The 21,340-nt window shown below is 41.6% G+C and carries 19 protein-coding genes; 7 read left to right on the forward strand and 12 right to left on the reverse strand.

The genetic code is table 11. The features are described from left to right. The 3 genes from AAC000_RS22625 to AAC000_RS22635 form a co-directional block, all read left to right on the forward strand. The coding region (locus AAC000_RS22625) for a FimV/HubP family polar landmark protein (protein ID WP_339726134.1) at nt 1-1,549 on the forward strand (1,549 nt) is incomplete at its 5' end. 230 nt (nt 1,550-1,779) lie between these two features. Further along, nucleotides 1,780-2,424 (forward strand): methylamine utilization protein, encoded by a 645-nt coding sequence (locus tag AAC000_RS22630; RefSeq protein ID WP_339726136.1) that lies wholly within the window; start codon nt 1,780-1,782, stop codon nt 2,422-2,424. Beyond that, nucleotides 2,417-3,664, forward strand: coding sequence for a hypothetical protein (locus tag AAC000_RS22635; protein WP_339726138.1), 1,248 nt, complete (start codon nt 2,417-2,419; stop codon nt 3,662-3,664). The genes AAC000_RS22630 and AAC000_RS22635 overlap by 8 nt, the downstream gene beginning before the upstream one ends. 8 nt (nt 3,665-3,672) lie before the next feature. Here AAC000_RS22635 and AAC000_RS22640 read toward each other — a convergent pair whose 3' ends face one another. Genes AAC000_RS22640 through AAC000_RS22650 form a run of 3 tightly spaced genes read right to left on the reverse strand, consistent with a single transcriptional unit; the run spans nt 3,673 to nt 4,836 of the window. After that, nucleotides 3,673-3,984, reverse strand: coding sequence for a cupin domain-containing protein (locus AAC000_RS22640; RefSeq protein WP_339726140.1), 312 nt, complete (start codon nt 3,982-3,984; stop codon nt 3,673-3,675). Then, nucleotides 3,984-4,229 (reverse strand): DUF1272 domain-containing protein, encoded by a 246-nt coding sequence (locus tag AAC000_RS22645; protein WP_339726144.1) that lies wholly within the window; start codon nt 4,227-4,229, stop codon nt 3,984-3,986. Before AAC000_RS22645 ends, AAC000_RS22640 begins: the two co-directional genes overlap by 1 nt. Next, a complete protein-coding gene (locus tag AAC000_RS22650) occupies nt 4,192-4,836 on the reverse strand; it encodes a DJ-1/PfpI family protein (RefSeq protein WP_339726145.1) in 645 nt (214 codons plus the stop codon). The genes AAC000_RS22645 and AAC000_RS22650 overlap by 38 nt, the downstream gene beginning before the upstream one ends. 100 nt (nt 4,837-4,936) lie before the next feature. On the opposite strand from AAC000_RS22650, the gene AAC000_RS22655 reads away from it, so the two are divergent. Further along, nucleotides 4,937-5,902, forward strand: a complete 966-nt coding sequence (locus AAC000_RS22655) for a DJ-1/PfpI family protein (protein WP_339726146.1) — start codon at nt 4,937-4,939, stop codon at nt 5,900-5,902. A gap of 59 nt (nt 5,903-5,961) precedes the next feature. On the opposite strand, the gene AAC000_RS22660 is transcribed toward AAC000_RS22655, so the two are convergent. The 3 genes from AAC000_RS22660 to AAC000_RS22670 all read right to left on the reverse strand — a co-directional run bounded on the left by AAC000_RS22660 (nt 5,962) and on the right by AAC000_RS22670 (nt 8,539). Continuing rightward, nucleotides 5,962-6,690 (reverse strand): DUF481 domain-containing protein, encoded by a 729-nt coding sequence (locus AAC000_RS22660; protein WP_339726148.1) that lies wholly within the window; start codon nt 6,688-6,690, stop codon nt 5,962-5,964. 102 nt (nt 6,691-6,792) lie between these two features. Further along, entirely contained in the window at nt 6,793-7,578 is a 786-nt protein-coding gene (locus tag AAC000_RS22665) for a DUF481 domain-containing protein (protein ID WP_339726150.1), read from the reverse strand. A 115-nt stretch (nt 7,579-7,693) separates the two neighbouring features. Continuing rightward, nucleotides 7,694-8,539, reverse strand: a complete 846-nt coding sequence (locus tag AAC000_RS22670) for an HDOD domain-containing protein (protein WP_339726152.1) — start codon at nt 8,537-8,539, stop codon at nt 7,694-7,696. Between the two features lie 164 nt (nt 8,540-8,703). Here AAC000_RS22670 and AAC000_RS22675 point away from each other — a divergent pair, with 164 nt between their 5' ends. The 3 genes from AAC000_RS22675 to AAC000_RS22685 are packed head-to-tail and all read left to right on the forward strand — an operon-like array spanning nt 8,704 to nt 11,902. Beyond that, entirely contained in the window at nt 8,704-10,152 is a 1,449-nt protein-coding gene (locus AAC000_RS22675; RefSeq protein WP_339726153.1) for a wax ester/triacylglycerol synthase family O-acyltransferase, read from the forward strand. A gap of 24 nt (nt 10,153-10,176) precedes the next feature. Continuing rightward, nucleotides 10,177-10,977, forward strand: coding sequence for an alpha/beta hydrolase (locus tag AAC000_RS22680; RefSeq protein ID WP_339726155.1), 801 nt, complete (start codon nt 10,177-10,179; stop codon nt 10,975-10,977). A gap of 19 nt (nt 10,978-10,996) precedes the next feature. Further along, nucleotides 10,997-11,902: an alpha/beta hydrolase gene (locus AAC000_RS22685; protein ID WP_339726157.1), complete on the forward strand. Its 906-nt coding sequence runs from the start codon at nt 10,997-10,999 to the stop codon at nt 11,900-11,902. A gap of 12 nt (nt 11,903-11,914) precedes the next feature. Here AAC000_RS22685 and AAC000_RS22690 read toward each other — a convergent pair whose 3' ends face one another. From AAC000_RS22690 to aceE, 6 genes are all read right to left on the reverse strand, one after another. Beyond that, nucleotides 11,915-12,697 (reverse strand): SDR family NAD(P)-dependent oxidoreductase, encoded by a 783-nt coding sequence (locus tag AAC000_RS22690; RefSeq protein WP_339726158.1) that lies wholly within the window; start codon nt 12,695-12,697, stop codon nt 11,915-11,917. A 24-nt stretch (nt 12,698-12,721) separates the two neighbouring features. Continuing rightward, nucleotides 12,722-13,012 (reverse strand): DUF1289 domain-containing protein, encoded by a 291-nt coding sequence (locus tag AAC000_RS22695; protein ID WP_339726160.1) that lies wholly within the window; start codon nt 13,010-13,012, stop codon nt 12,722-12,724. A 120-nt stretch (nt 13,013-13,132) separates the two neighbouring features. Then, the gene (locus AAC000_RS22700) at nt 13,133-15,193 is read right to left on the reverse strand and encodes a M13-type metalloendopeptidase (protein WP_339726161.1); all 2,061 of its coding nucleotides are present in this window, start codon (nt 15,191-15,193) and stop codon (nt 13,133-13,135) included. Between the two features lie 213 nt (nt 15,194-15,406). Then, nucleotides 15,407-16,828 (reverse strand): dihydrolipoyl dehydrogenase, encoded by a 1,422-nt coding sequence (lpdA, locus tag AAC000_RS22705; protein ID WP_339726162.1) that lies wholly within the window; start codon nt 16,826-16,828, stop codon nt 15,407-15,409. Nucleotides 16,829-16,948: 120 nt separating this feature from the next. Further along, a complete protein-coding gene (gene aceF, locus AAC000_RS22710) occupies nt 16,949-18,619 on the reverse strand; it encodes a dihydrolipoyllysine-residue acetyltransferase (RefSeq protein WP_339726163.1) in 1,671 nt (556 codons plus the stop codon). A gap of 26 nt (nt 18,620-18,645) precedes the next feature. Then, nucleotides 18,646-21,321 carry a pyruvate dehydrogenase (acetyl-transferring), homodimeric type gene (gene aceE / locus AAC000_RS22715; protein ID WP_339726165.1) on the reverse strand — a complete coding sequence of 892 codons (2,676 nt, stop codon included), beginning with the start codon at nt 21,319-21,321 and terminating at the stop codon, nt 18,646-18,648. Nucleotides 21,322-21,340: the final 19 nt, after the last annotated feature.

Below are 21,340 nucleotides of genomic sequence, written 5' to 3' on the forward strand. Positions count from 1 at the left end.
AGCTGAAGAACCTGTTGAGATTGAACCAGCAGATGTAGCTGAAGAACCTGTTGAGCCAGAGCCAGTAGATATCGCTGAAGAATCTGTTGAGCCTGAACCAGCAGATGTAGGTGAAGAACCAGTTGAAGCAGAGCCAATAGATATCGCTGAAGAACTTGTTGAGCCAGAGCCAGCAGATGTCGCTGAAGAACCTGTTGAGCCAAAGCCAGTAGATATCGCTGAAGAACTTGTTGAGCCAGAGCCAGCAGATGTAGCTGAAGAATCTGTTGAAGCAGAGCCAATAGATATCGCTGAAGAACTTGTTGAATCAGAGCCAGTGGACGTAGCTGAAGAACCTGTTGAGCCTGAACCAACAGATTTAGCCGAAGAATCTGTTGAGCCAGAGCCAGCAGATGTCGCTGAAGAATCTGTTGAGCCAGAGCCAGCAGATGTCGCTGAAGAATCTGTTGAGCCAGAGCCAGTGGACGTAGCTGAAGAGCCTGTTGAAGCAGAGCCAGCAGATACAGCTGAAGAGTCTCCTGAAACAGAGTATGAAGAAGAAGTTGCAGCGACCCTTGAAGATGAACAAGTAAAGTCTGAAGAGGTGCCTGAGGAGTCTACTGACACTGAATTAGCAGGTGAAGACGAATCTGAGCAAACAGATGAAGTTGATGAATTACTAGATAAAGAGTTTGATACGCCGAGCAGCAGTGAGGCTACACTAGACGAAGATCAACTTGAAAAAGCATTAGAAGATTTTGAGAAAGAAGAGCTAGATGAAGTCTTAGAAGATCTCACGTCAAATGAATCTGCCTCTATTAGCTCACTAGATGATTTAGAGTTTTCGGCAGACGATTTTGTATCTAAAGAACAGACAAAAGCTGCAGTTTCTAAGCAAGCCACACCTTTAGATGATTTCGATACTATTGAAGATTTTGATGACAGTGAGCTCGATAGCGCATTTGATGAAACCTTCGACGGTGCTCCTTTTGATTCATCACAAGATAGTGGTCATGAATTAGACGACTTACCTGGCTTGGGTGATTGGTTAGACGATGATGTCAAACCCGGTGAACAGCAGCCAGCGGTAAGTGAAGATAAAGATATTTTAGACGAGCTTGAAGGATCAAACTTTGATGAAATGCTCGAATCTTTGGATTTGGACGACGAATTATCAACAATTGAAGATGATGATACTGGGTTTGATATCGCTGCGTTATTGGACGAGTCGCCACAAAGCGAAGAGAACAATGATAGTGAACGGGATTCAGAAGATTTTCTCGATGTTGAAGCATTATTAAATGAAAGTGTTGGTGCTGAATCAGACGATGAAATTGAAAAGGCATTAGATTTAGATGTCCCGTTAGAGCCCTTTGTCAATGAGTTCGATAACTTAGAGATGATCGATGTTGACGCAGACGATGGGTTGGGCGCTAAGTTAGACTTAGCTCATGCTTATATAGAGATTGGTGAAGAAGAGTCAGCAAAAGAGTTACTCGATGAAGTTTTACAAAAAGGCAGCGTCGAACAGGTTGCAGCAGCGAAGAAAGTGCTAGATAAATTAGATTAGTCAATTGTATTGTGCACTTGTGCTTTTTATTAAATATCAGCTATTAACAATCTCGTGAATGATTTTGATTAAATCACCTGTCTATGTGGTTTACGGATCATATTTAAAATGAATGATAATTTTCTGTGCACGCTTTTGGTTTTTATGTTTTAGTTTAGCCTTCAGCTATGCCAAATACATAAAGTGTGGCGCGTACCTAAGCAGTCAGTTAAATTCAAATATAGGCATGCATGTTAAAATTTATAATCGCGTTAACTCTATTATCGGCCGCCTTTTTTGTTCAATCAAAACAACTATCAATCAATGTGTTGACACAGCAAAACATGCAGGTTGGTAATGTGGTTGTTTACCTAACTCCAAAAAATCCTCAAGTTAGCCCCGTCGCTAACAAAATCGAAATAATGGATCAGGTGAACACACAATTTTTGCCGCATATTCTGGCGATCCAAAAAGACACACAAGTGCGTTTTCCCAATTCTGATTCTATTAAACATCACGTTTACTCTTTTTCAAAGGCAAAGACCTTTGAGCTGCAATTATACAAAGAGCTACAGGCCGACCCTTTGCTTTTTTCAAATATTGGTGCGGTGGAATTAGGCTGTAATATCCACGATTGGATGTTGGGGTATATTTTTGTTGTGGATACCCCCTATTTTGGTCAAACGGATAGCCATGGGAAGGTGACTCTTGAGGTGCCTGAGGGGGAGTATCAACTCGATGTTTGGCATCCAAGAATTCAAGATAAACTTAGCGCCTTGTCTAGGCAAGTGATCTCGCCAACAGAGTCCGACATTCAGGTTATTTTAGCATCGCCACTTTTACCTGACGTCAATCAATATGAAGAAATATCTGGCGAATTTTCTGATTATGAATAAAGCATTAAAATGTCAATTGGCACTTCATTTTAAGACTCTTAGATTGCTGTTTTTGTGTCTGCTTGTAATGAGTGGTAAAGGTTTTGCCGCAGAAGTTAAGGGGCTAGTGCAACTGAATTATGTCAAAGCGAGTGAAGAGTCCTCGTGGTTTGATGAAGGTACGGGGATCCTTGCTTACTCTGAAGACAGCGCTAACGTGCAACAAGCTTTGCTAACTTTGTCAGATAACTTTGCAAATGGTGTGAGTTATGAGGTGGTAGCGAATTATTACCAGCTAGGCGAGCAAAATTTGGGAATATCTCAGGCACAACTTAGTTACAAACCACTCAGCAATTCAAAACTTAGATGGCGTGCAAGAGTGGGGTTTTTTTATCCCAAATTATCTTTAGAGAATGTGGATACAGGTTGGTTATCACCTTTCACATATACCCAATCAGCCGTGAATAGTTGGGTGGGAGAAGAGTTACGTACCGCTGGGTTAGAAGTCACTTTATATAGCCCTGGTCGCACTCGAAATAGTCCAATCTCTTGGGAGTTTCATGGCTCACTGTTTAAAGCAAATGATCCTTTAGGCACAGTCATAAGTTGGCGTGGTTTTGCCATGCACGATAGGCAAAGTTTAAACAATGATCGTGTCCCTTTTGCTGCTTATCCCAGTGTTATTCAGGAAGATCGTATTTTTCATCCTAATTATGTTGAGCCTTATCATGAGTTAGATGGGAATATCGGTTTTTACCTAGGTACTCACATTGAGTATTATAAACAATCCACTTTGCGTTATTACTTCTACGATAATCAAGCCGATCCATTAGAGGTGAGTCACGAAAGATTGTATGCATGGCGCACAAAATTCCATTCATTGGCTTTGCAGCATAAATTTAATGGCAATACCCGTGTCTTAGGTCAATGGTTGTCGGGCAGCTCAGTAATGGGTGATCGCTTTGTTTATATTGATTTCGATGCTTGGTATGTGATGTTGAGTCACAAATATAAGACCCATAGGATCAGTCTACGTTTTGATAAGTTTAAAGTGCGCGAAGATGATATTTTTCCGTGGGATCCGAATAATAGTGATGGCCATGGTGTGACTCTAGCGTGGCGTAATGATCTTGATAAAAACTGGCAAATTGGTGTGGAACAGCACATAAATCAAAATAGTGCCGATATTAGGGCGACCTTAGGTGAAAATATTCAAGTCGACCAACATCAAAGTCTAGCTGTGCTGCAATATCGTTGGTAATAGTGGACTCAAATACTTCCTTGTTTTTCTATCACTAATACTCTTGCTTCGCCAATAGGGTCGGCATAGTGCTCGGTACCGACCGACGCAAAAAATATATCACCTGATTCAAGTAATTTAGACAACTGTTTGCCGTCTTGTACATAGTGCATAGTCACCTGGCCATCCAATACCACAAAGACTTCCTCTCCATCATTGATATGCCAATGGTAGGCTTTATCGCTCCAATGCAGACGAGTTGTTATGCCTTGCATACAAGCAATGTTCAAAGCGCCCCATGCTTTGTGTGCAGTAAAGTTTTTGGCTCGAATAATGTGCATTAGCTAACAACCCTCTTGGTAGAAGGTGGGTGTTGTTTTAATAACTTTTCAGGGCGAATAGGCCTTTTCTCTAAATTACCTTGGCAATTTGGGCATTGCAGCTTATGAGTATTAGTGGCGCAATTTGCGCAATAAGTGCACTCAAAAGTGCAGATATAGGCAGCTGAATCAGTTGCTAAGTCGCAGTGACAGGTTTCACAGTTGGGTCTAAGTTGTAGCATCTTGGTTTTCCTGAGTGAGGCCATGGAACCCAATGTTGCTCCATTGAAATTGCATTTGTTTAGCGGTAGATAACGCAAGTTGTAGGCTGCAAAATTTGCTGAGTAAATACAGACTCATGTCGATGCCTGCTGTGATTCCAGCAGAGGTGATAACGTTTTGGTTGTCTACCCAACTCACATTTTCAATGATGGGAATGGTAGGAAATTTCTGTTTGAAATCTTGTATATCACTCCAATGTGTTGTGGCTTGATGGTTATTCAAAATGCCAGCCTGAGCCAATATAAATGCGCCAGTACATACAGAAGCTATAATCGCTACTTTTTGCCTTTGTTGTTGCAACCAATGAATTATGTGGGCTTTTTGCATCTCTTCGGTGTGTATACCCCCAACTACTACCAATAACTCTAGTGCTGGGTGATTATAAATAGAATATTTGGGTGTTATACAAAATCCACCTCTAGCCAAAATTGGCAAAGCACTTTCTCCGATCAAAAAAACATTAAATTGTTGAGTAGTATTGTGTAATCGATTGGCAGTAGAAAACACTTCAAATGGGCCAGCAAAATCTAAGACTTCAGCATTCTTGTATAGGTAAATACCTATATTGAATGCTTGGTTTTTTTCTATCATTAGTTTGATCCCATTGCTGATTCAACTGGTTTGTCGATTGGGGAAAATACTAATTGAGAAATACTTTGACTGAAATGACATAAAAGTATATTTTTCTGCCATGCTTGTAACTCGCCGTATTCTCTTTGTCATATTTGACCAGTTTGAATTACTGGATCTCTCCGGGCCGTCTTCGGTTTTTAATGCTGCACAAACAATAATAAAACATCCTGTTTATTCTATTCATACTTTATCTGTTACTGGTGGGTTGGTGCGTTCTCGCACAGGAATTGAGGTCAATAGCCAAACTCTCGAAGGGGTAAGTGTTTGTTCAACTGACACTATTTTGTTTGTAGGTGGCGATGGGAATGCAATCAGTCAAATTTCTATGGATCCTAATTTACGAGCCTGGTTAGCGATTAACACGCCAAAGGCCGAAAGACTTGGCTCGATATGTTCAGGTGCGCTGGTGCTAGCAGCAAACGGCTTATTGGAAGGTAAAAAAGCCACAACTCATTGGGCTGATCTTGCTCAGCTCGTTCGAGACTACCCTAACGTTAATGTACAACAAGATGCCCTGTATAGTGAAGACAGTAATATATGGACTTCTGCGGGCGTCACTACAGGTATCGATATGGCGCTGGCGATGTTGGCCAAAGATCATAGCAGCAAAGTGATGCAAGAAATTGCAAGTTGGTTAGTGGTGTACGCTCATCGTCCCGGTCATCAATCCCAGTTTAGTGAATTATTGTCGGCACAATATCAGCATGTGTTTACTGATATTGTTGTTTGGTTAGATAGCAATCTACATAAGCCATTAAAAGTTAGAGATATGGCTGAAAAGTCTGCCATGACAGAACGCACTTTTTATCGAAAATTTACTGATGAAGTGGGATGTACCCCTTCTAAATTTTTAGAAAACAGGCGTTTATTTCGAGCAAAACAATTATTAGAAACGGGCGGTGTCGTTAAGTCAGTTAGCACTGATGTAGGCTATCAATCGGTATTGGGGTTTCGTAAAGCTTTTGAAGCTAAGTACGGATTATCACCGTCTTTGTATAAACGAATGCATGGTAAAAAGGAATAAAAAAGCGATTTATCAGGCTTGCGGCTGCAAGCCTGATAGACAAAGACAATATAAAAATTTTAGAAGAAGCTATACACAACAGTAATAGCTGTTTGTGTATCTAACTTGTCAATACCTTCTGCAACATCAGAGTTGTGATCCATGAGAAAAGATACTTTAAGTGATAAACCACCACTGATCTGGGCAGACACAGAGGTTTCTGATTTAGACTTGGTATTATCAGAGCCTACTTCAGTACTAATTAATTGTTTGAACGTTGCAGTATCAGAAATTTTCCAGTGGTAGTCCAATGCAGCCCTAACAATCATACCGTTTTGTTCAACACCTTCAGTGGTTTCGGAAAAAGCATAACCAGGACCAATACTGTAATTAAATTTACTTGTATCGTCTTCCCACACTTTTTGTGACCAACCAGCGGCAAGTGTTGCTTGGTAATTATAACTACTAAATCTGTCGTCTTCGTATGAAGCAAAACCAAACAAGCGATGATCTGGGTTTTCTAATTTGTAATTACCTTGTCCTGACAAAAAGTATTTTTGTGCAGTGGTTTCATCAATAGTGCTATCTCCCACTTCGTCCTTCTTGTAAAGGGCTTCAAGGGTGTAGTCGTTGCTCCACTCAGTGAGTTCTTGATGAGCCGATAACTTACCTTTAATAGAAGTGGTTTCAGTATTACCTGTTGTGGCGATATATCCAAATTCACCGTCCATTGTGAATGGCTTAACTTCGTCAGCTGCAAAAACGTTTCCAGCCGCACATAGCCCAAGTAAAATTAGAGATTTGTTCATTAATATATCCTTTAGTGTGTAAATTTAATTCAATTTGTTTTGATGGGGGATTTTGACAGAAGCTTAACCTAAGGAGAACCCTACTTTAGTCGAATCAGCATATTAAAAAAACTGATAAACCAGAGTCACTGCTGCCTCAGTGTCCAATTCTTCGATATCGGGACCAACACTAGTGTCATGATTAAGTATTAAGCTTAGCTTCATCGCTAACGCCCCTGTCAGCTTTGTTGAAAGGGACGTCTCTGATTTGGTTTTGTAAAATTCTTGGTCAGCTTCAGTGCTAATAAATTGCCGAAACGTAGCATGGCTGGAAAACTTTTGTTTATACTCCATGGCCGCTCTAACAATAAGTCCTTTGGCATCTTCTTCAACATTGTTTTCTTCAACTTCTGAAATGGCGTAACCTGGTCCTACACTATATTTAAATTCACTTTGTTTATCGTGCCAGAGTCTTGAGGTCCACCCCGCTGCTAAGGCGGCTTGGTAACGAAATCCACTAAATCTATTGTTTTCATATTCACAATAGAGAAAAAGCCTGTCGTCAGGCTCTGTCAGTTTGTGATCGAATTGCCCTGATAAGAATAATCTTTGTGCAGATGCTAAGTCTTTCATTTCGCCATTTATTTCTTGTTGGCTTTGTTTGTAAAGGGCACTGCCTATGATTTGATAACTCCAAGAGGTTAACTCTTGGCTGGTATTTATCTTAGCTGTGGTTGTTGAAGCATTAGTATTTCCACTGGCCACCAGAAAGCCAAACTCACCAATCATTGATAATTCATTATCATCTAAATCAGGTCTATCTGTTAAATAGAGGGAGTGCATGATGTTTTGCCCAGCAAAACAAAAGTCGGCCGCTAGCAAAACAAACAGGAGTAGGATCCACTTCATAGTGTAAAAAATACTATTAGTCTAAAAATAAAGGGGGAATTATATATAAATTCATGGCGCTTGTGCATAGGTAAAGGGCAAAAAGCGAGGAAAAGTATTGGTTTTTCAGGGTAAATTAACCAAGTGAAGGATTCATGACTCCCAAAACACCTCCCGCTTCCATTGATGCAAATTTAACGGCGTCTTTTAAATCTTCTTGATCTAGCTTTAAGTATTTTAAAACTAAAGGCGTGACTAATTGGCTAGCGGAGTATAAATCGTCATGGGTCATAGCAATACTCGCTCTCACAGCTGTGTAAATAATGGCTACATCTTTGTTTTGAAGCGCTTTATTTTCGTTATGTAGATCCATCACTGGAACATATAATTGGCTAGGTAAGCGCCACGACTCCATGAGTTTTGCGCTGCAATTTGCGTAATCAAAACCTAATACTTGACGTTGCAATTTCCAAGGTGAGGTTTTTTTGTCATATTTACAGCAGTCAATTGCCAAATTTGGCGCTTGCACTGCCACTAACAACTCCCCTAAATTATGTAATAAACCTAATAAAAAAAAACGCTCACTGCCTCTTATTTTTACCATTTTAGCCAGGTGTTTTGCGACCAAAGCCGCATAAATGCTCTGTAACCAAAAGCGCTTTAAATCAATCACATCGCTACTGAAGTGTTCAAAAGCAGAACTAGCCGTTTCGGCCATGACCAGGTTATATAAGGCCTCACCGCCAATAATGTTAATGGCCTTAGCCAAAGAATCAATTTGTGATTCAAAGCGGAATAGGGGGCTATTGGCTAACTTTAATAATTTTGACGATAAAGAGGGGTCCAATGCAATGAGTCGACCTATATCATCTAGGTCAGAATGGTCATCATCCAGCATAGAACGAATACGCACACAAATATCCGGTAAGGCAAAGGATTGGCCTGCGACTCTAGTGATATCTAAAAGGTTAATTGATGACATAGTTCATTTTTTTGGCGTTTGTAATAGCCTAGTATAAACATTCATGATTTGAAAAGTGAGCATCTTTTTAATTGCATTCAGTGGTGAACAGAAAATAGGTTGATTTTTATCGATAAAAAGATAGTGTGTTTTAACAAATAGTTAACATTATGGCTTGAATACCTATGGAAGAGCTTTCTGGAATAGACGCGTCTTTTTTATATCTTGAATCATCCAAAATACCAATGCATATAGGTGGTGTTGCTATTCTTGAAGGTTCTCTTAAGTTTGATGACTTTCGGCAATTTGTTAGTGATCGTGTGCATACAGTTGAAAAGTTAACGCAAAAATTGGTCACAGTACCTTTTAGTTTAGATAGACCCTACTGGGTAGAAGATCCAGATTTCGATATCAATATGCACCTGCACCGCACCGCTTTACCTCGCCCAGGTGGTTGGAAAGAACTACGTTATTTGGCCTCTAGGTTGTTTTCCCAACAGTTAAACCGAGAGCGTCCTTTGTGGGAGTTTATTTTTGTAGAAGGTGTAGACAGCATCCCTCAAGTCCCCAAAGGATCGATCGCCTTAATTACTAAAGTGCACCACTCAGGTTTTGATGGTAAGTCTGGCGCCGATTTGATGACAATGTTGTTTGATGTATCAGCTACACCAAAACCTCCCAAACCTGTTGTGGTAAAGGAAAAGGCAGATATTCCCGGTCCAGTTGGACTGATGGCTAGGAGTGCCTATAACTTTATTTCCCGTCCTACTAAGCTGCCAGGTCTATTGTGGGATACGGGCAAGGCAACGTTAAAAGCTGGTTATATGACCAGGGCACAAGGCATTAAATTGCCTACAATGCCGTTTAACGCTCCCAAAACAAGGTTTAATGACATAGTGGAAATAGAGCGGACCTGGGACTCTGCCATATTGGATATTCATAGAGTTAAGGCCCTTAGAAAAGTAGTCGAAGGGGCGACATTGAATGATGTAATTTTAGCTATATGCGGAGGTGCACTTAGACGTTATCTATTAGAAAAAGGAGAACTACCTGATAAACCTTTAGTCGCCATGGTGCCAGTATCCACCCGTACCGCAGAAGAAAAAAATGCCATGGGTAATCAAGTGTCTGCTATGTATGTGCAGTTGGCAACCGATCTAGAAGACCCTATTAAGCGCCTCGAAAAAATCCAAATTAATACTATGGTTGGTAAACTGTACCAAGATGCCATAGATGCAAAAAGTTTAATGGGTTACGCTGAATTAATTCCTTTCGGATTAGCGGGTGTGGCAGCGAGATTCTATTCTAGAGCGGCAATCGCTAAACATCATAGCCCATTATTTAACGTGGTCATAACCAATGTACCTGGACCACAAATACCCCTGTATCTTGCGGGGCATAAACTCATTGTAAATATGGGAACTGCACCTATTTTTGATGGCATGGGGTTAATTATGCCAATTTGCAGTTATAACGGTACATTAACTATTAGCCCCACAAGTTGTGCCAATTTAATGCCCGATTTAGAGTTGTTTACTCGTTACATTCGTGAAAGTGCGAATGAGTTAGAAGTGGCAGTTCAGGAAAAATTAGCGGGCAGAGCCGCCCTTGAAGCACTTATGCAAGATGCCTAGTGCCAACATTTTATAGGATTTGTTATGAAACATGTATTACCTAATATACCTAGACCTTCTTTATTGCATTTGTTCAGTGAGGGAAGATCATTAATTGAACTCAGTGCCTTTGGTGTGTCGTTACCTTTTTTAAAAAGAGCCCCTAGTGGCGACGGTCACCCTGTATTGGTGATCCCCGGTTTTTTAGCCAGCGATATCTCGACTAAACCTATACGTGCATTCTTAAAAGGTAAAGGTTATGAAACTTATGGATGGGAACTAGGACGCAATTTAGGCACCCACATTGTAGGTGGTGAACAAGTACTGAGTGATAAATTGATCAATAGAGTCATTGAATTATCAGTTATCCATTATGCCAAAGTGAGTTTAGTAGGGTGGAGTTTAGGGGGGATTTTAGCCAGAGAACTCTCGCGTATTATCCCTGATTGTGTACGCCAAGTGATTACTCTAGGTAGTCCGTTTAATGGTTCTCAAGGTTCATCTCCAGCAGTTGCAGGCTTGTTTGAATTGATAAATGGCAATGTTTCGCAGACCAACCCAGATGTAGTGAGACAAATGTTGACGCCCCCTCCTGTACCTAATTCTGCATTATTTTCGAAAACTGATGGTGTGGTGCATTGGCAAGCATGTATCAATCACCGAATAGAAGCGCATCATCAAGCAGAAAATATTCAGGTACGAGGCAGTCATTCTGGCTTGGGGCACAATCCGCAGGTTGTATGGATTATTGCCAATAGACTGGCGCAAGAAGAAACTAATTGGCAGCCCTATAAGAAAGATGAACTTGAAAAATTTCAGGGTTCAGGCAATCTAAAGCTCGTTTAATTTTATACGAGTTAACACTTTGAGCCCTATCATTTACCACCCAGAGCAAGTAGTCGCCGCTAATAACCTTAGTATTAATTACGACAGCTTTGGCGATAAAAGTCATCCAGCGATTTTATTGATCATGGGGTTAGCCACCCAGATGATTTATTGGGATGAAGAATTTTGCAAATTGCTTGCATCCCAAGGGTATTGGGTGATTAGGTTTGATAACCGTGATAACGGTAAAAGTACTTGGTTGGATTCACTGCCTGCACCCTCAAGTATTGCTCTTTTAACCAATGCTGTGTTTAAACGCCCTTTAGGTGCGGCTTATTTGTTGTCTGATATGATGAGAGATACGCTAGGCTTATTAGATGCATTAGCTATCGAAAGCGTTCATGTAGTGGGGGCCTCCATGGGGGGAATGATTGCCCAGGAACTGGCCATTAATCATCCACAAAGAGTCAAAAGTTTAACTTCTATCATGTCGACAACTGGCAATAAAAAGCTACCTAAGCCGTCAGCTGCCTTTAGTTTTAAAATGCTTAGGCCACCGCCTAAAGATATCAACAAAGCCGTTACCTATGGTATTCATGTGTGGCGCTTGATACACGGTGAACACTACCCATTTGATCGACAAAAAGTACTTGCCCTAATCAAAAGGGCATTACAAAGAGGATTTAATCCTGCGGGTAATACGCGGCAATTGGCCGCTATTTTAGATTCTCCTGATAGAACTGAAGCTTTGCACACTTTACGGGTGCCAAGCTTAGTTTTGCATGGAGAGGACGACCCCTTGGTACCTGTTGCTTGTGGGGTTGCGACGGCGAGAGCCATACCCAATGCCAAAATTAAAATCTACTCTGGAATGGGGCATACCATTCCAAGCCAACTATATGATGATATAACTAAGCAGATACTTGATCACATTAAGGTGACTTAATTTTAAGTCGCATTAATTAAAACGAGCAAACAAACCGTTGACGCCGCGCACTAACCATTTAGGGTAATGCGTTGCCCATTGCACCAACAACTTGTTGGCGATCTTATCCAAAAATATCACATCACCTTTCATGCTGGCCTTGTATGCTTGTGCAGCAAGTTCCATAGGATCCGCTTTTAAAAATTTTGGAATAAACTTTTCTAGACCATCAGCATGACTCAGCATTTTGGTTTCTGTCATGCCAGGACAGACACAAGTAACTGTGACACCTGTGCCTCGAAATTCTTCAGCAATACCTTCTGAAAAAGACAAAACAAAGGCTTTACTGGCACCGTAAGCTGCAAAATTAGGCGTAGGCATAAAACTCGCAATAGAGCCAACATTGACAATTTTTCCTTGCCCACGAGCTAGCATAGGTTTAACAAATTGTTGGGTCATATTGACTAAGCTTTGGATATTTAATTGCAATAGATTATTGAGTTGCAGAGGATCACTGAGGCTTAATTTTTCAACTTGCATCATGCCGGCGTTATTCACCAAAATATCGATTTTAATGTCTTTTAAGCTAATGGCTGTAAACAGATTTTTAGCTGCGTCGACGGGGATCAAATCCGCAGCGAAAACGTCTACATGTATCGCGTATTTAGCTTGGAGTTGTTGAGCAAATTCCTCAAGCTTAATCTGATTACGAGCCACCAACACTAAGTCGTGGCCGTTCTTTGCGTATATCTCGGCAAAGCTGCGACCTATGCCTTCTGACGCGCCTGTGATGAGTGCAGTGTTAAGTGTGGGCATTTATAACCTCATTGATAGTGTGTTTTATTGATTTTTGGGGTTGAATGAGTCGTCTAAAAAACCAAGTTGTGGCGACTGTTCTGTTTGAGTGCGTTTTTTATTTTGGGCTGATTTTGCTCGTCTTTTGCGGGCAGCACAGGCTTTTATTATTTTACTTTGTACATCTTGTTCCAACTTTATCCAATGCACTCTTTCGTCTCTGGACCTAAAACATCCAACGCAGAAACCTTTGGGCCCAGATTGACAAACGCCTATACAGGGGCTGGTAATTTCAAAGATTTCAATCTGCTTCAATGTATACCTCAAAAGCAACATTTAACGTTTAATGCCCAATAATAACATGTTGCGTGAAATCTGAGCAGTCACTTTATGCTGACTCGTATTTCAGACAATAAAAAAGCCGCTAAATTAGCGGCCGTAATTATTTATATCTATTTACCAAATTTGTACTCTATCGTCGGGTTTAAGATACATTGCATCACCTTCTTTCACGTCAAATGCTTGATAGAAAGCATCAACGTTTCCGACTATACCGTTAACGCGGAATTCACCTGGTGAGTGTGGGTCACTAAGCAGTTGGGCTCTTAGGGCATCTTCACGGGCCTTACTACGCCATACTTGGGCATATCCCATAAAGAAACGTTGATTACCTGTTAGTCCATCAATCACAGGGGCGTCTTTGCCCTCTAATGACATTTGATAGGCTTTGTAACCTATAGTTACCCCGGCTAAATCACCGATGTTTTCGCCTAAGGTCAATTCACCATTCACGTTTTGGCCTTCAATAGGTTCAAATTCATTGAACTGGGCAGTGAGTTTTTGACCTAATACATCAAAGGCGGCACGGTCTTCATCTGTCCACCAGCTGCGTAGGTTGCCTTGACCGTCGTATTTTGAACCTTGGTCGTCAAAACCATGGCCAATTTCGTGACCAATTACGGCGCCAATTGCCCCGTAGTTCACAGCATCGTCAGCATTCATATCAAAGAAAGGCGCTTGTAAAATCCCAGCTGGGAAAACAATTTCGTTTCTCACTGGATGGTAATAAGCGTTGATGGTTTGAGGTGTCATCCCCCAGTCGGCTTTGTCCACCGGTTTGCCAATTTTGTCCGTGTCTTCAAAATGGTCAAAGGTCGAATATCGAATGTAATTTCCGACTAAGTCATCTGCCTTTATTTCTAAATTTGAATAATCACGCCATTTATCTGGGTAGCCAATTTTAGGCGTAAAGGCCGCTAGTTTTTCGAGTGCAGCCGTTTTTGTGGCAGGGGACATCCATTCTAGTTGCTTGATACTATCGCCATAGGCTTTAGTGAGGTTTTGCACTAACGCATCCATTTTGGCTTTAGCTTCAGGCGTAAAGTGGCGCTCTACGTATTGTTGCCCTAATACCTCACCTAACACACCGCTGGTGGCTGCCACAGCACGTTTCCATCGTGGACGTTGTTCTGGGATACCGTTTAAGGTAGTTGAATGGAACGCAAAATGTAGGTCGACCATATCTTGACTGAGGCGTGAAGCATAAGAATCAACTAGGTTAAAGGTTAAATAGTCTTTCCAAGTTTGTAAGTCATGTGCGGAAAAAATCCCAGCGATTTCTTCGAAGTAGGGCATATTGCGCACTACCATATCATTCACTTTACCTACGCCGCTTGCTTCGGCATAGGCTTGCCAATCAAAGCTGCCGAGCAAAGCATTGACTTGTGCTGCACTCTGTTTATTGTAATTTTTCTCAGCATCTCGGCTTTCAACCCGTGACAAATGTTTGCCAGCGATATCTTTTTCCAAAGCCATGATTTTACTGGCGGCATCAGCGCCTGACTCGTGTCCCGCTTTAGTTAATATGTCTGCCATATATTTTTCTGTGGCAGCGCGGAAGTTAACAAATTTCTCTTCTTCTTTGCTGTAATAATCTCTATCGGGAAGAGTCAAACCGCTTTGATAAAGATACATAGTGACAACATCAGGATCTTTAGCATCGGGCGAGGTATAGAAGTTAAATGCACCGCCTACACCTATTACATATAATTCACCAAATACTTTGGAAAGCTGCTGCATGTTTTCGGCGCTGCTGATTTTATCCATTAGAGGTTGCAGTGGGGTTATACCTTTTTCATTGGCCAGCTCGATATTCATGTAGCTATTGTACATATCGCCTAGTTTCTGAGTGTTTGAACCTTTTTCAGCTTGAATGCTGGCCGACTCTTGTATTAAAGTTTTTAAATTTTCTTGAGTGTCGTCATATAAAACATTGAACAATCCGTAACTAGATTTGTCTGCTGGGATCTCGGTTTGTGTTAACCATGCACCGTTGACATGTCTAAAAAAGTCATCTTGAGCAAGCACGTTTTGATCAACGGCTGTTAAATCGATACCTGAAGTCATAGTTGTTTCGCTAACCACGGCCACAGTTGTCTCTGGTTTGTTTTCAGGGGTACAAGCACTTAAACCTAATACCAGACTGACACTTAACGCCACAATACTAAAATTTTTCATCTGCCTACCTTTAATGGAGCAATATACATTTGCTCTCGCTTTATTTTTTTAAGAGCACAGAGTTTACTGTTTGCCCGAAGGAACTGCAAAAATTGCAAAGAGTTAAGTGTGAGGATTTGTTTCAAAGTCGCTGAGTGGGTAGTTCTTTATACGAATAGGTTTTAGGCAATAAAAAAGGGCCTATTGGCCCTTTTTAACTAGAATAAAAAAGTGTTACTTTTTCTTTGCCTTAGGGTTAGGCAAATCGGTAATGCTACCTTCATACATTTCAGCAGCTAGGCCGATTGATTCGTTAAGCGTTGGATGAGCGTGAATGGTTAATGCGATATCTTCTGCATCAGCACCCATTTCAATGGCTAAACCAATTTCACCTAACATTTCACCTGCATTAATACCTACAATGGCACCACCTATTACACGGTGAGTCTCTTTGTCGAAGATCAACTTGGTCATACCTTCAGTACGTGCAGATGCGATTGCACGGCCCGATGCCGCCCATGGGAAACTAGCTGATTCGTATTTGATGCCTTGTTCTTTGGCTTCTTTTTCGGTTAAGCCTACCCATGCCATTTCTGGATCGGTATAAGCCACTGAAGGAATACATTTAGGATCAAAAAAGTGTTTCATACCAGAAATCACTTCAGCAGCAACATGACCTTCATGCACGGCTTTGTGAGCTAGCATAGGTTGACCAACTAAATCACCGATAGCGAATATGTGAGAAACGTTAGTTTTTAATTGTTTATCTACATTGATAAAACCGCGTTCGTCTACTGCAACGCCAGCTTTCTCGGCATCAACCAAACTACCGTTAGGGCGACGGCCAACAGCTACTAATACTTTGTCGTATTTAACCGGCTCTGCTGGGGCTTGTTTGCCTTCAAAAGACACATACAAACCATCTTTTTTCGCTTCAACACCCGTTACTTTGGTTTCAAGCATCACGTTAAATTTATCTTTAACGTATTTCTGATAAATTTTCACTACGTCTTTATCCGCAGCAGGCACGAGTTGATCAAGGAACTCAACCACGTCAATTTGTGAACCTAGCGCACGGTAAACTGTGCCCATTTCAAGACCGATGATACCGCCACCTAGTACTAACATTTTTTCAGGAATGTCAGACATTTCAAGGGCGCCCGTTGAATCGATTACGCGAGGATCGTCTTGGGGAATGAAAGGCAAGCTCACAGGCTCTGAACCAGCTGCGATAATGGCATTATCAAAGGTAATAGTGGTTTTACCGTCTTTACCTTCAACTTCTAAGGTATTGCTACCCGTAAATTTGCCATAACCTTGCACATGTTGCACTTTACGCATTTTAGCCATACCAGATAGACCTTTGGTCAACTGGCTCACTACGCTGTCTTTCCAGCCACGTATTTTGTCTAAATCGATAGTTGGCTCACCAAAAGTGACACCGTGACCTGCCATTTCTTTGGCATCGTCAATTACTTTAGCAACGTGCAGTAGCGCTTTTGAAGGAATACAGCCTACGTTTAAACATACACCACCTAATGTATCGCGGGCATCAACCATAACCGTTTCTACACCTAAATCAGCAGCACGAAAAGCGGCTGAATAGCCTCCAGGGCCTGCACCTAATACTACTAATTGAGTCTTTATTTCGCTCATATGATCCTCAAATTCTGTTTAGAACAACATGTTTTGCTAGCAGTGCAAGTAACATGTTGTGAATAAATTCAGCCTTATTGGCTTAATAATAGGTAACAGTATACTGCTACCTATTGTTCACTAAAGTATTATTCTACGTAAATCAGTTAAGTTTGCAGCAACTTCAGTTGAGAAGCGCGCACCTACTGCACCGTCAATTACGCGGTGATCGTAAGACAAACTTAACGGCACCATCAATCGCGGTTCAAACTCTTTACCATTCCACTTAGGTTTCATCTCTGATTTAGAGACCCCTAATATAGCAACTTCAGGCGCATTAACAATGGGCGTAAACGCCGTGCCGCCAATACCGCCTAAGCTTGATATGGTAAAAGTGCCACCTTGCATATCGTTTGCTTTTAATTTGCCTTCACGGGCTTTGACTGAGGTTTCAATCAATTCTTGTGAAAGTTGCTCAATACCTTTTTTGTTGACGTCTTTGATCACAGGAACCACTAAACCACCAGGTGTTTCTACTGCGATACCAATATTAATAAACTTCTTAAGAATTAAACTTTCCCCATCATCAGATAATGAAGAGTTAAATGCAGGGTATTTTTCAAGGGCTTTGGCCACTGCTTTCATCACAAATACTAAAGGTGTGATTTTTAATCCTGATTTAATTTTACTGTGGTAAGCGTTTTGTTCTTTGCGGAAGTTTTCAACATCAGTGATATCGGCTTCGTCAAATTGCGTAACATGAGGGATAGTGGCCCAGTTACGGTGTAAGAAAGGCCCAGATATCTTCTGAATGCGAGTTAAAGGTAAGATTTCAATCTCACCAAACTTGGCATGGTCGATCGGTTTAACCGTTGCAATCTTGAGAACATTGTCAGCAACAACCCCATTACCACTGGCCGAACGAGGTTTAGCTAATTCTGCTTTTACATAAGCCTGCACGTCTTCTTTTAGAATACGTTTTTTAGGCCCTGTACCTGAGACCTGACTTAAATCCACACCAAATTCTCTAGCAACTCTGCGTACAGAAGGTGATGCGTGAGCTTTGCCACCCGTAGCGGCAGAAGTTTCAGCTGGTGTTGGAGCTGGCGCTGGTGCCGCTTTGGCTGGTGCAGGAGTCGCCGCTTTTTCTGGCGCAGCTGCAGGTGTTTCGGCTGCAGGTGCCGCTTCAGCGGCAGCAGGTGCTCCACCGGCGGTCTCAAGCTTAATCACAAGGGTGCCTTGTTTCACTTTATCGCCAGTAGAAATGTATACTTCTTTGACTGTACCAGCATGGGTGGAGGGTACATCCATTGTGGCTTTGTCTGTTTCTAAGGTGATTAAACCGTCTTCTTGTTCAATCACATCACCAACAGACACCAATACATCAATCACATCTACTTCGCCGTCTTCACCAATATCTGGTACGGCAACTTCAATGACTTCGCTTGAAGAGGTGGCGGCAGGTGCTGCCGCTGCAGGTGCTGGTTCTTCAACTGGCGCTGCTGTAGACGTTTCTTCGGTGGCCGGGGCCTCAGCAGGTACTTCAGCTTCTGCTGTTTCCGTTGCAGTTGAGCCAGCAGCCTTAATTTCACCGATGACATCACCTTCTTTGATTTTGTCACCCACTTTTACCGATAAACTCGTTAATTCCCCAGCAAAAGGTGCAGGGATGTCCATTGATGCTTTATCGGTCTCAACGGTAACAATACCTTCATCGGCTTCTAGTGTGTCGCCTACGGCGAAACAAATTTCAATTATTTCAACTTCTTCGCCGCCTACATCGGGGACTAGGATTTTTTGAATATCAGACATATGTAAGACTCCTTATCTAGCCGAAATTAGGCGTAAAGTGGGTTAAGTTTTTCTGTATTGATCTCAAAGCGTTCAATTGCCTTAGTCACAACACTCTTCTCAACTTCGCCACGAATAGATAACTCGTACAAAGAAGCCACAACTACATAAGCGGCGTTCACTTCAAAGTGAGTACGTAAATTCGCACGACTATCACTGCGACCAAAACCGTCGGTACCTAAACAGCGGTAGTCAGTGTCGATGAACGCACGAATTTGATCTGAATAACCTTTAATATAGTCAGTAGCAGCAATTGCCGGACCCGCATCTTTAGTTATGACTTGACCAATGTGTGCAGTCATAGGCGTTGCTTCTGGATTTAACATGTTCCAACGAACCACGTCTTGACCTTCACGGGCTAATTCATTGAACGAAGTAACAGAATAAACATCAGAAGAGACATTGTAGTCTTGACTCAATATTTGAGCCGCTTTACGTACTTCATTTAAGATTGTACCTGAACCTAGAAGTTGAACGTTAGACTTGGCTTTTTTGCTTTCAACACGCTCTAACTTGTAAATACCTTTAATGATATCTGCAGCGACATCATCACCTTCAGGCATTGCTGGGTGTTGGTAGTTTTCGTTCATCAAAGTTAGGTAATAGAACACATTTTCGTTTTCAGTGTACATACGACGTAAGCCGTCTTGCACTATTACCGCTACTTCATAGCCGTAAGTTGGGTCATAAGTAACACAATTAGGGATAAGGTTCGCTTGAACATGTGAATGCCCATCTTGGTGTTGTAAGCCTTCACCGTTTAAGGTTGTACGGCCTGCAGTCGCACCTAATAAGAAACCACGTGCTTGGCTATCACCCGCTGCCCATGCTAGATCGCCAACACGTTGGAAACCAAACATAGAGTAGTAGATGTAGAAAGGAATAGTAGTCGCATTACAGGTTGAATAAGACGTACCAGACGCCACCCAAGACGCCATAGCGCCTAGCTCGTTAATGCCCTCTTGCAAAACCTGACCTTTTTTATCTTCGCGATAGTAGGCTACTTGATCTGCATCTTGTGGAATGTATTTTTGACCTTCGTTGGCGTATATACCTACTTGACGGAATAACCCTTCCATACCAAAAGTACGGGCTTCATCAGGAATAATAGGCACCACTCGTTTGCCCATCTTTTTATCTTTTAATAAGACATTCAGCACCCGTACAAAGGTCATAGTAGAAGACACTTCACGATCGCCAGAACCTTTCAAAATAGCATCGAAAGCTTTTAATTCAGGCATTTCGAGCTGTTCTTCAGCTTGTTCACGTCTTTGTGGTAATGCACCACCTAATGCTTCGCGACGTGCTTTCATATACTTATATTCTTCACTGTCTTCAGCGAATTTAAAATACGGTAAATCAGCAATGGTTTCGTCAGCTACCGGGATATTAAAACGGTCGCGGAATTTTTTAAGAGAATCCACATCCATTTTTTTCACGTTGTGGGCAATGTTTAAAGCCTCACCTGATGCGCCTAACCCAAAACCTTTGATGGTTTTAGCTAAAATAACCGTTGGGCGGTCTTTAGTATCCATGGCTTTTTGGTAAGCGGCGAAAACTTTCACTGGATCGTGTCCACCACGGTTTAGGCGGAAAATATCTTCATCTGACATATTGGCCACTAATGCCGCTGTTTCAGGATACTTATTGAAGAAATTTTCTCGTGTGTACTTGCCACCTTTGGCTTTACAGTTTTGGTATTCTCCGTCTACTGTTTCACTCATCAGTTGTAAAAGTTTACCGGATTTATCGCGAGCAATAAGTGCGTCCCAGTAACTTCCCCAAATCACTTTTACTACTTCCCAGCCTGCGCCACGGAAGGTGCCTTCAAGCTCTTGGATGATTTTACCGTTACCACGTACTGGGCCATCTAAACGTTGTAAGTTACAGTTGATAACAAAGGTTAAGTTATCCAGGCCTTCTCGAGAAGCTAAACCAATGGCACCTAATGACTCAGGCTCATCACATTCGCCATCACCCATAAAACAATAGACTTGTTGACCAGAACAATCTTTGATACCACGGTTAGTTAAATACTTTAAAAAACGTGCAGTGTAGATAGCTTGCAATGGACCTAAGCCCATTGAAACTGTAGGGAATTGCCAATAGTCTTTCATTAAATGTGGGTGTGGGTATGAGGACAAACCTTCACCATCACATTCTTGGCGGAAATTATTTAAACGTTCTTCTGATAAATTACCTTCAACGAAAGAACGCGCATAAATACCAGGGGAAATATGTCCCTGAGAAAATATAAAATCGCCGCTATTTTTTTCGTTAGGTGCTTTGAAAAAGTGATTAAAGCCTACATCGTATAACATGGCAGAGGATGCAAAACTACCAATGTGACCGCCAAGCTCTAAGTCTTTCTTAGATGCTCGTAAAACTATCATCAAGGCATTCCAACGAATAGCAGCACGAATTCTTGCTTCAATTGTTTGGTCACCAGGCATAGTTGGTTCTTGGGCTACCGGAATAGTATTGATGTACGCAGTGGTCGCATCATAAGGCAAATGCGCTCCACTACGACGAGCTTTGTCGATGAGAGCCTCTAAAAGGAAATGCGCACGTTCTGCACCTTCTTCTTCAAAAACCGTTTCTAGAGAGTCTAACCACTCTTGTGTTTCTTGTGGATCCACATCCGGATGCATCATATCAGCCATGGTGCTTTCCTTTTTATAG

This window comes from uncultured Paraglaciecola sp. (assembly GCF_963977085.1).
Lineage (GTDB): Bacteria > Pseudomonadota > Gammaproteobacteria > Enterobacterales > Alteromonadaceae > Paraglaciecola.

Coding starts and splice junctions, on each gene's coding strand:
- AAC000_RS22640 (WP_339726140.1), bottom strand. CDS start 3,984: ATGCACATTATTCGAGCCAAAAACTTTACTGCACACAAAGCATGGGGC.
- AAC000_RS22690 (WP_339726158.1), bottom strand. CDS start 12,697: ATGCCCACACTTAACACTGCACTCATCACAGGCGCGTCAGAAGGCATA.
- AAC000_RS22655 (WP_339726146.1), top strand. CDS start 4,937: ATGCTTGTAACTCGCCGTATTCTCTTTGTCATATTTGACCAGTTTGAA.
- aceF (WP_339726163.1), bottom strand. CDS start 18,619: ATGTCTGATATTCAAAAAATCCTAGTCCCCGATGTAGGCGGCGAAGAA.
- AAC000_RS22645 (WP_339726144.1), bottom strand. CDS start 4,229: ATGGCCTCACTCAGGAAAACCAAGATGCTACAACTTAGACCCAACTGT.
- AAC000_RS22650 (WP_339726145.1), bottom strand. CDS start 4,836: ATGATAGAAAAAAACCAAGCATTCAATATAGGTATTTACCTATACAAG.
- lpdA (WP_339726162.1), bottom strand. CDS start 16,828: ATGAGCGAAATAAAGACTCAATTAGTAGTATTAGGTGCAGGCCCTGGA.
- AAC000_RS22695 (WP_339726160.1), bottom strand. CDS start 13,012: ATGTTGCTTTTGAGGTATACATTGAAGCAGATTGAAATCTTTGAAATT.
- AAC000_RS22670 (WP_339726152.1), bottom strand. CDS start 8,539: ATGTCATCAATTAACCTTTTAGATATCACTAGAGTCGCAGGCCAATCC.
- AAC000_RS22675 (WP_339726153.1), top strand. CDS start 8,704: ATGGAAGAGCTTTCTGGAATAGACGCGTCTTTTTTATATCTTGAATCA.
- AAC000_RS22700 (WP_339726161.1), bottom strand. CDS start 15,193: ATGAAAAATTTTAGTATTGTGGCGTTAAGTGTCAGTCTGGTATTAGGT.
- AAC000_RS22665 (WP_339726150.1), bottom strand. CDS start 7,578: ATGAAGTGGATCCTACTCCTGTTTGTTTTGCTAGCGGCCGACTTTTGT.
- aceE (WP_339726165.1), bottom strand. CDS start 21,321: ATGGCTGATATGATGCATCCGGATGTGGATCCACAAGAAACACAAGAG.
- AAC000_RS22660 (WP_339726148.1), bottom strand. CDS start 6,690: ATGAACAAATCTCTAATTTTACTTGGGCTATGTGCGGCTGGAAACGTT.
- AAC000_RS22630 (WP_339726136.1), top strand. CDS start 1,780: ATGTTAAAATTTATAATCGCGTTAACTCTATTATCGGCCGCCTTTTTT.
- AAC000_RS22635 (WP_339726138.1), top strand. CDS start 2,417: ATGAATAAAGCATTAAAATGTCAATTGGCACTTCATTTTAAGACTCTT.
- AAC000_RS22680 (WP_339726155.1), top strand. CDS start 10,177: ATGAAACATGTATTACCTAATATACCTAGACCTTCTTTATTGCATTTG.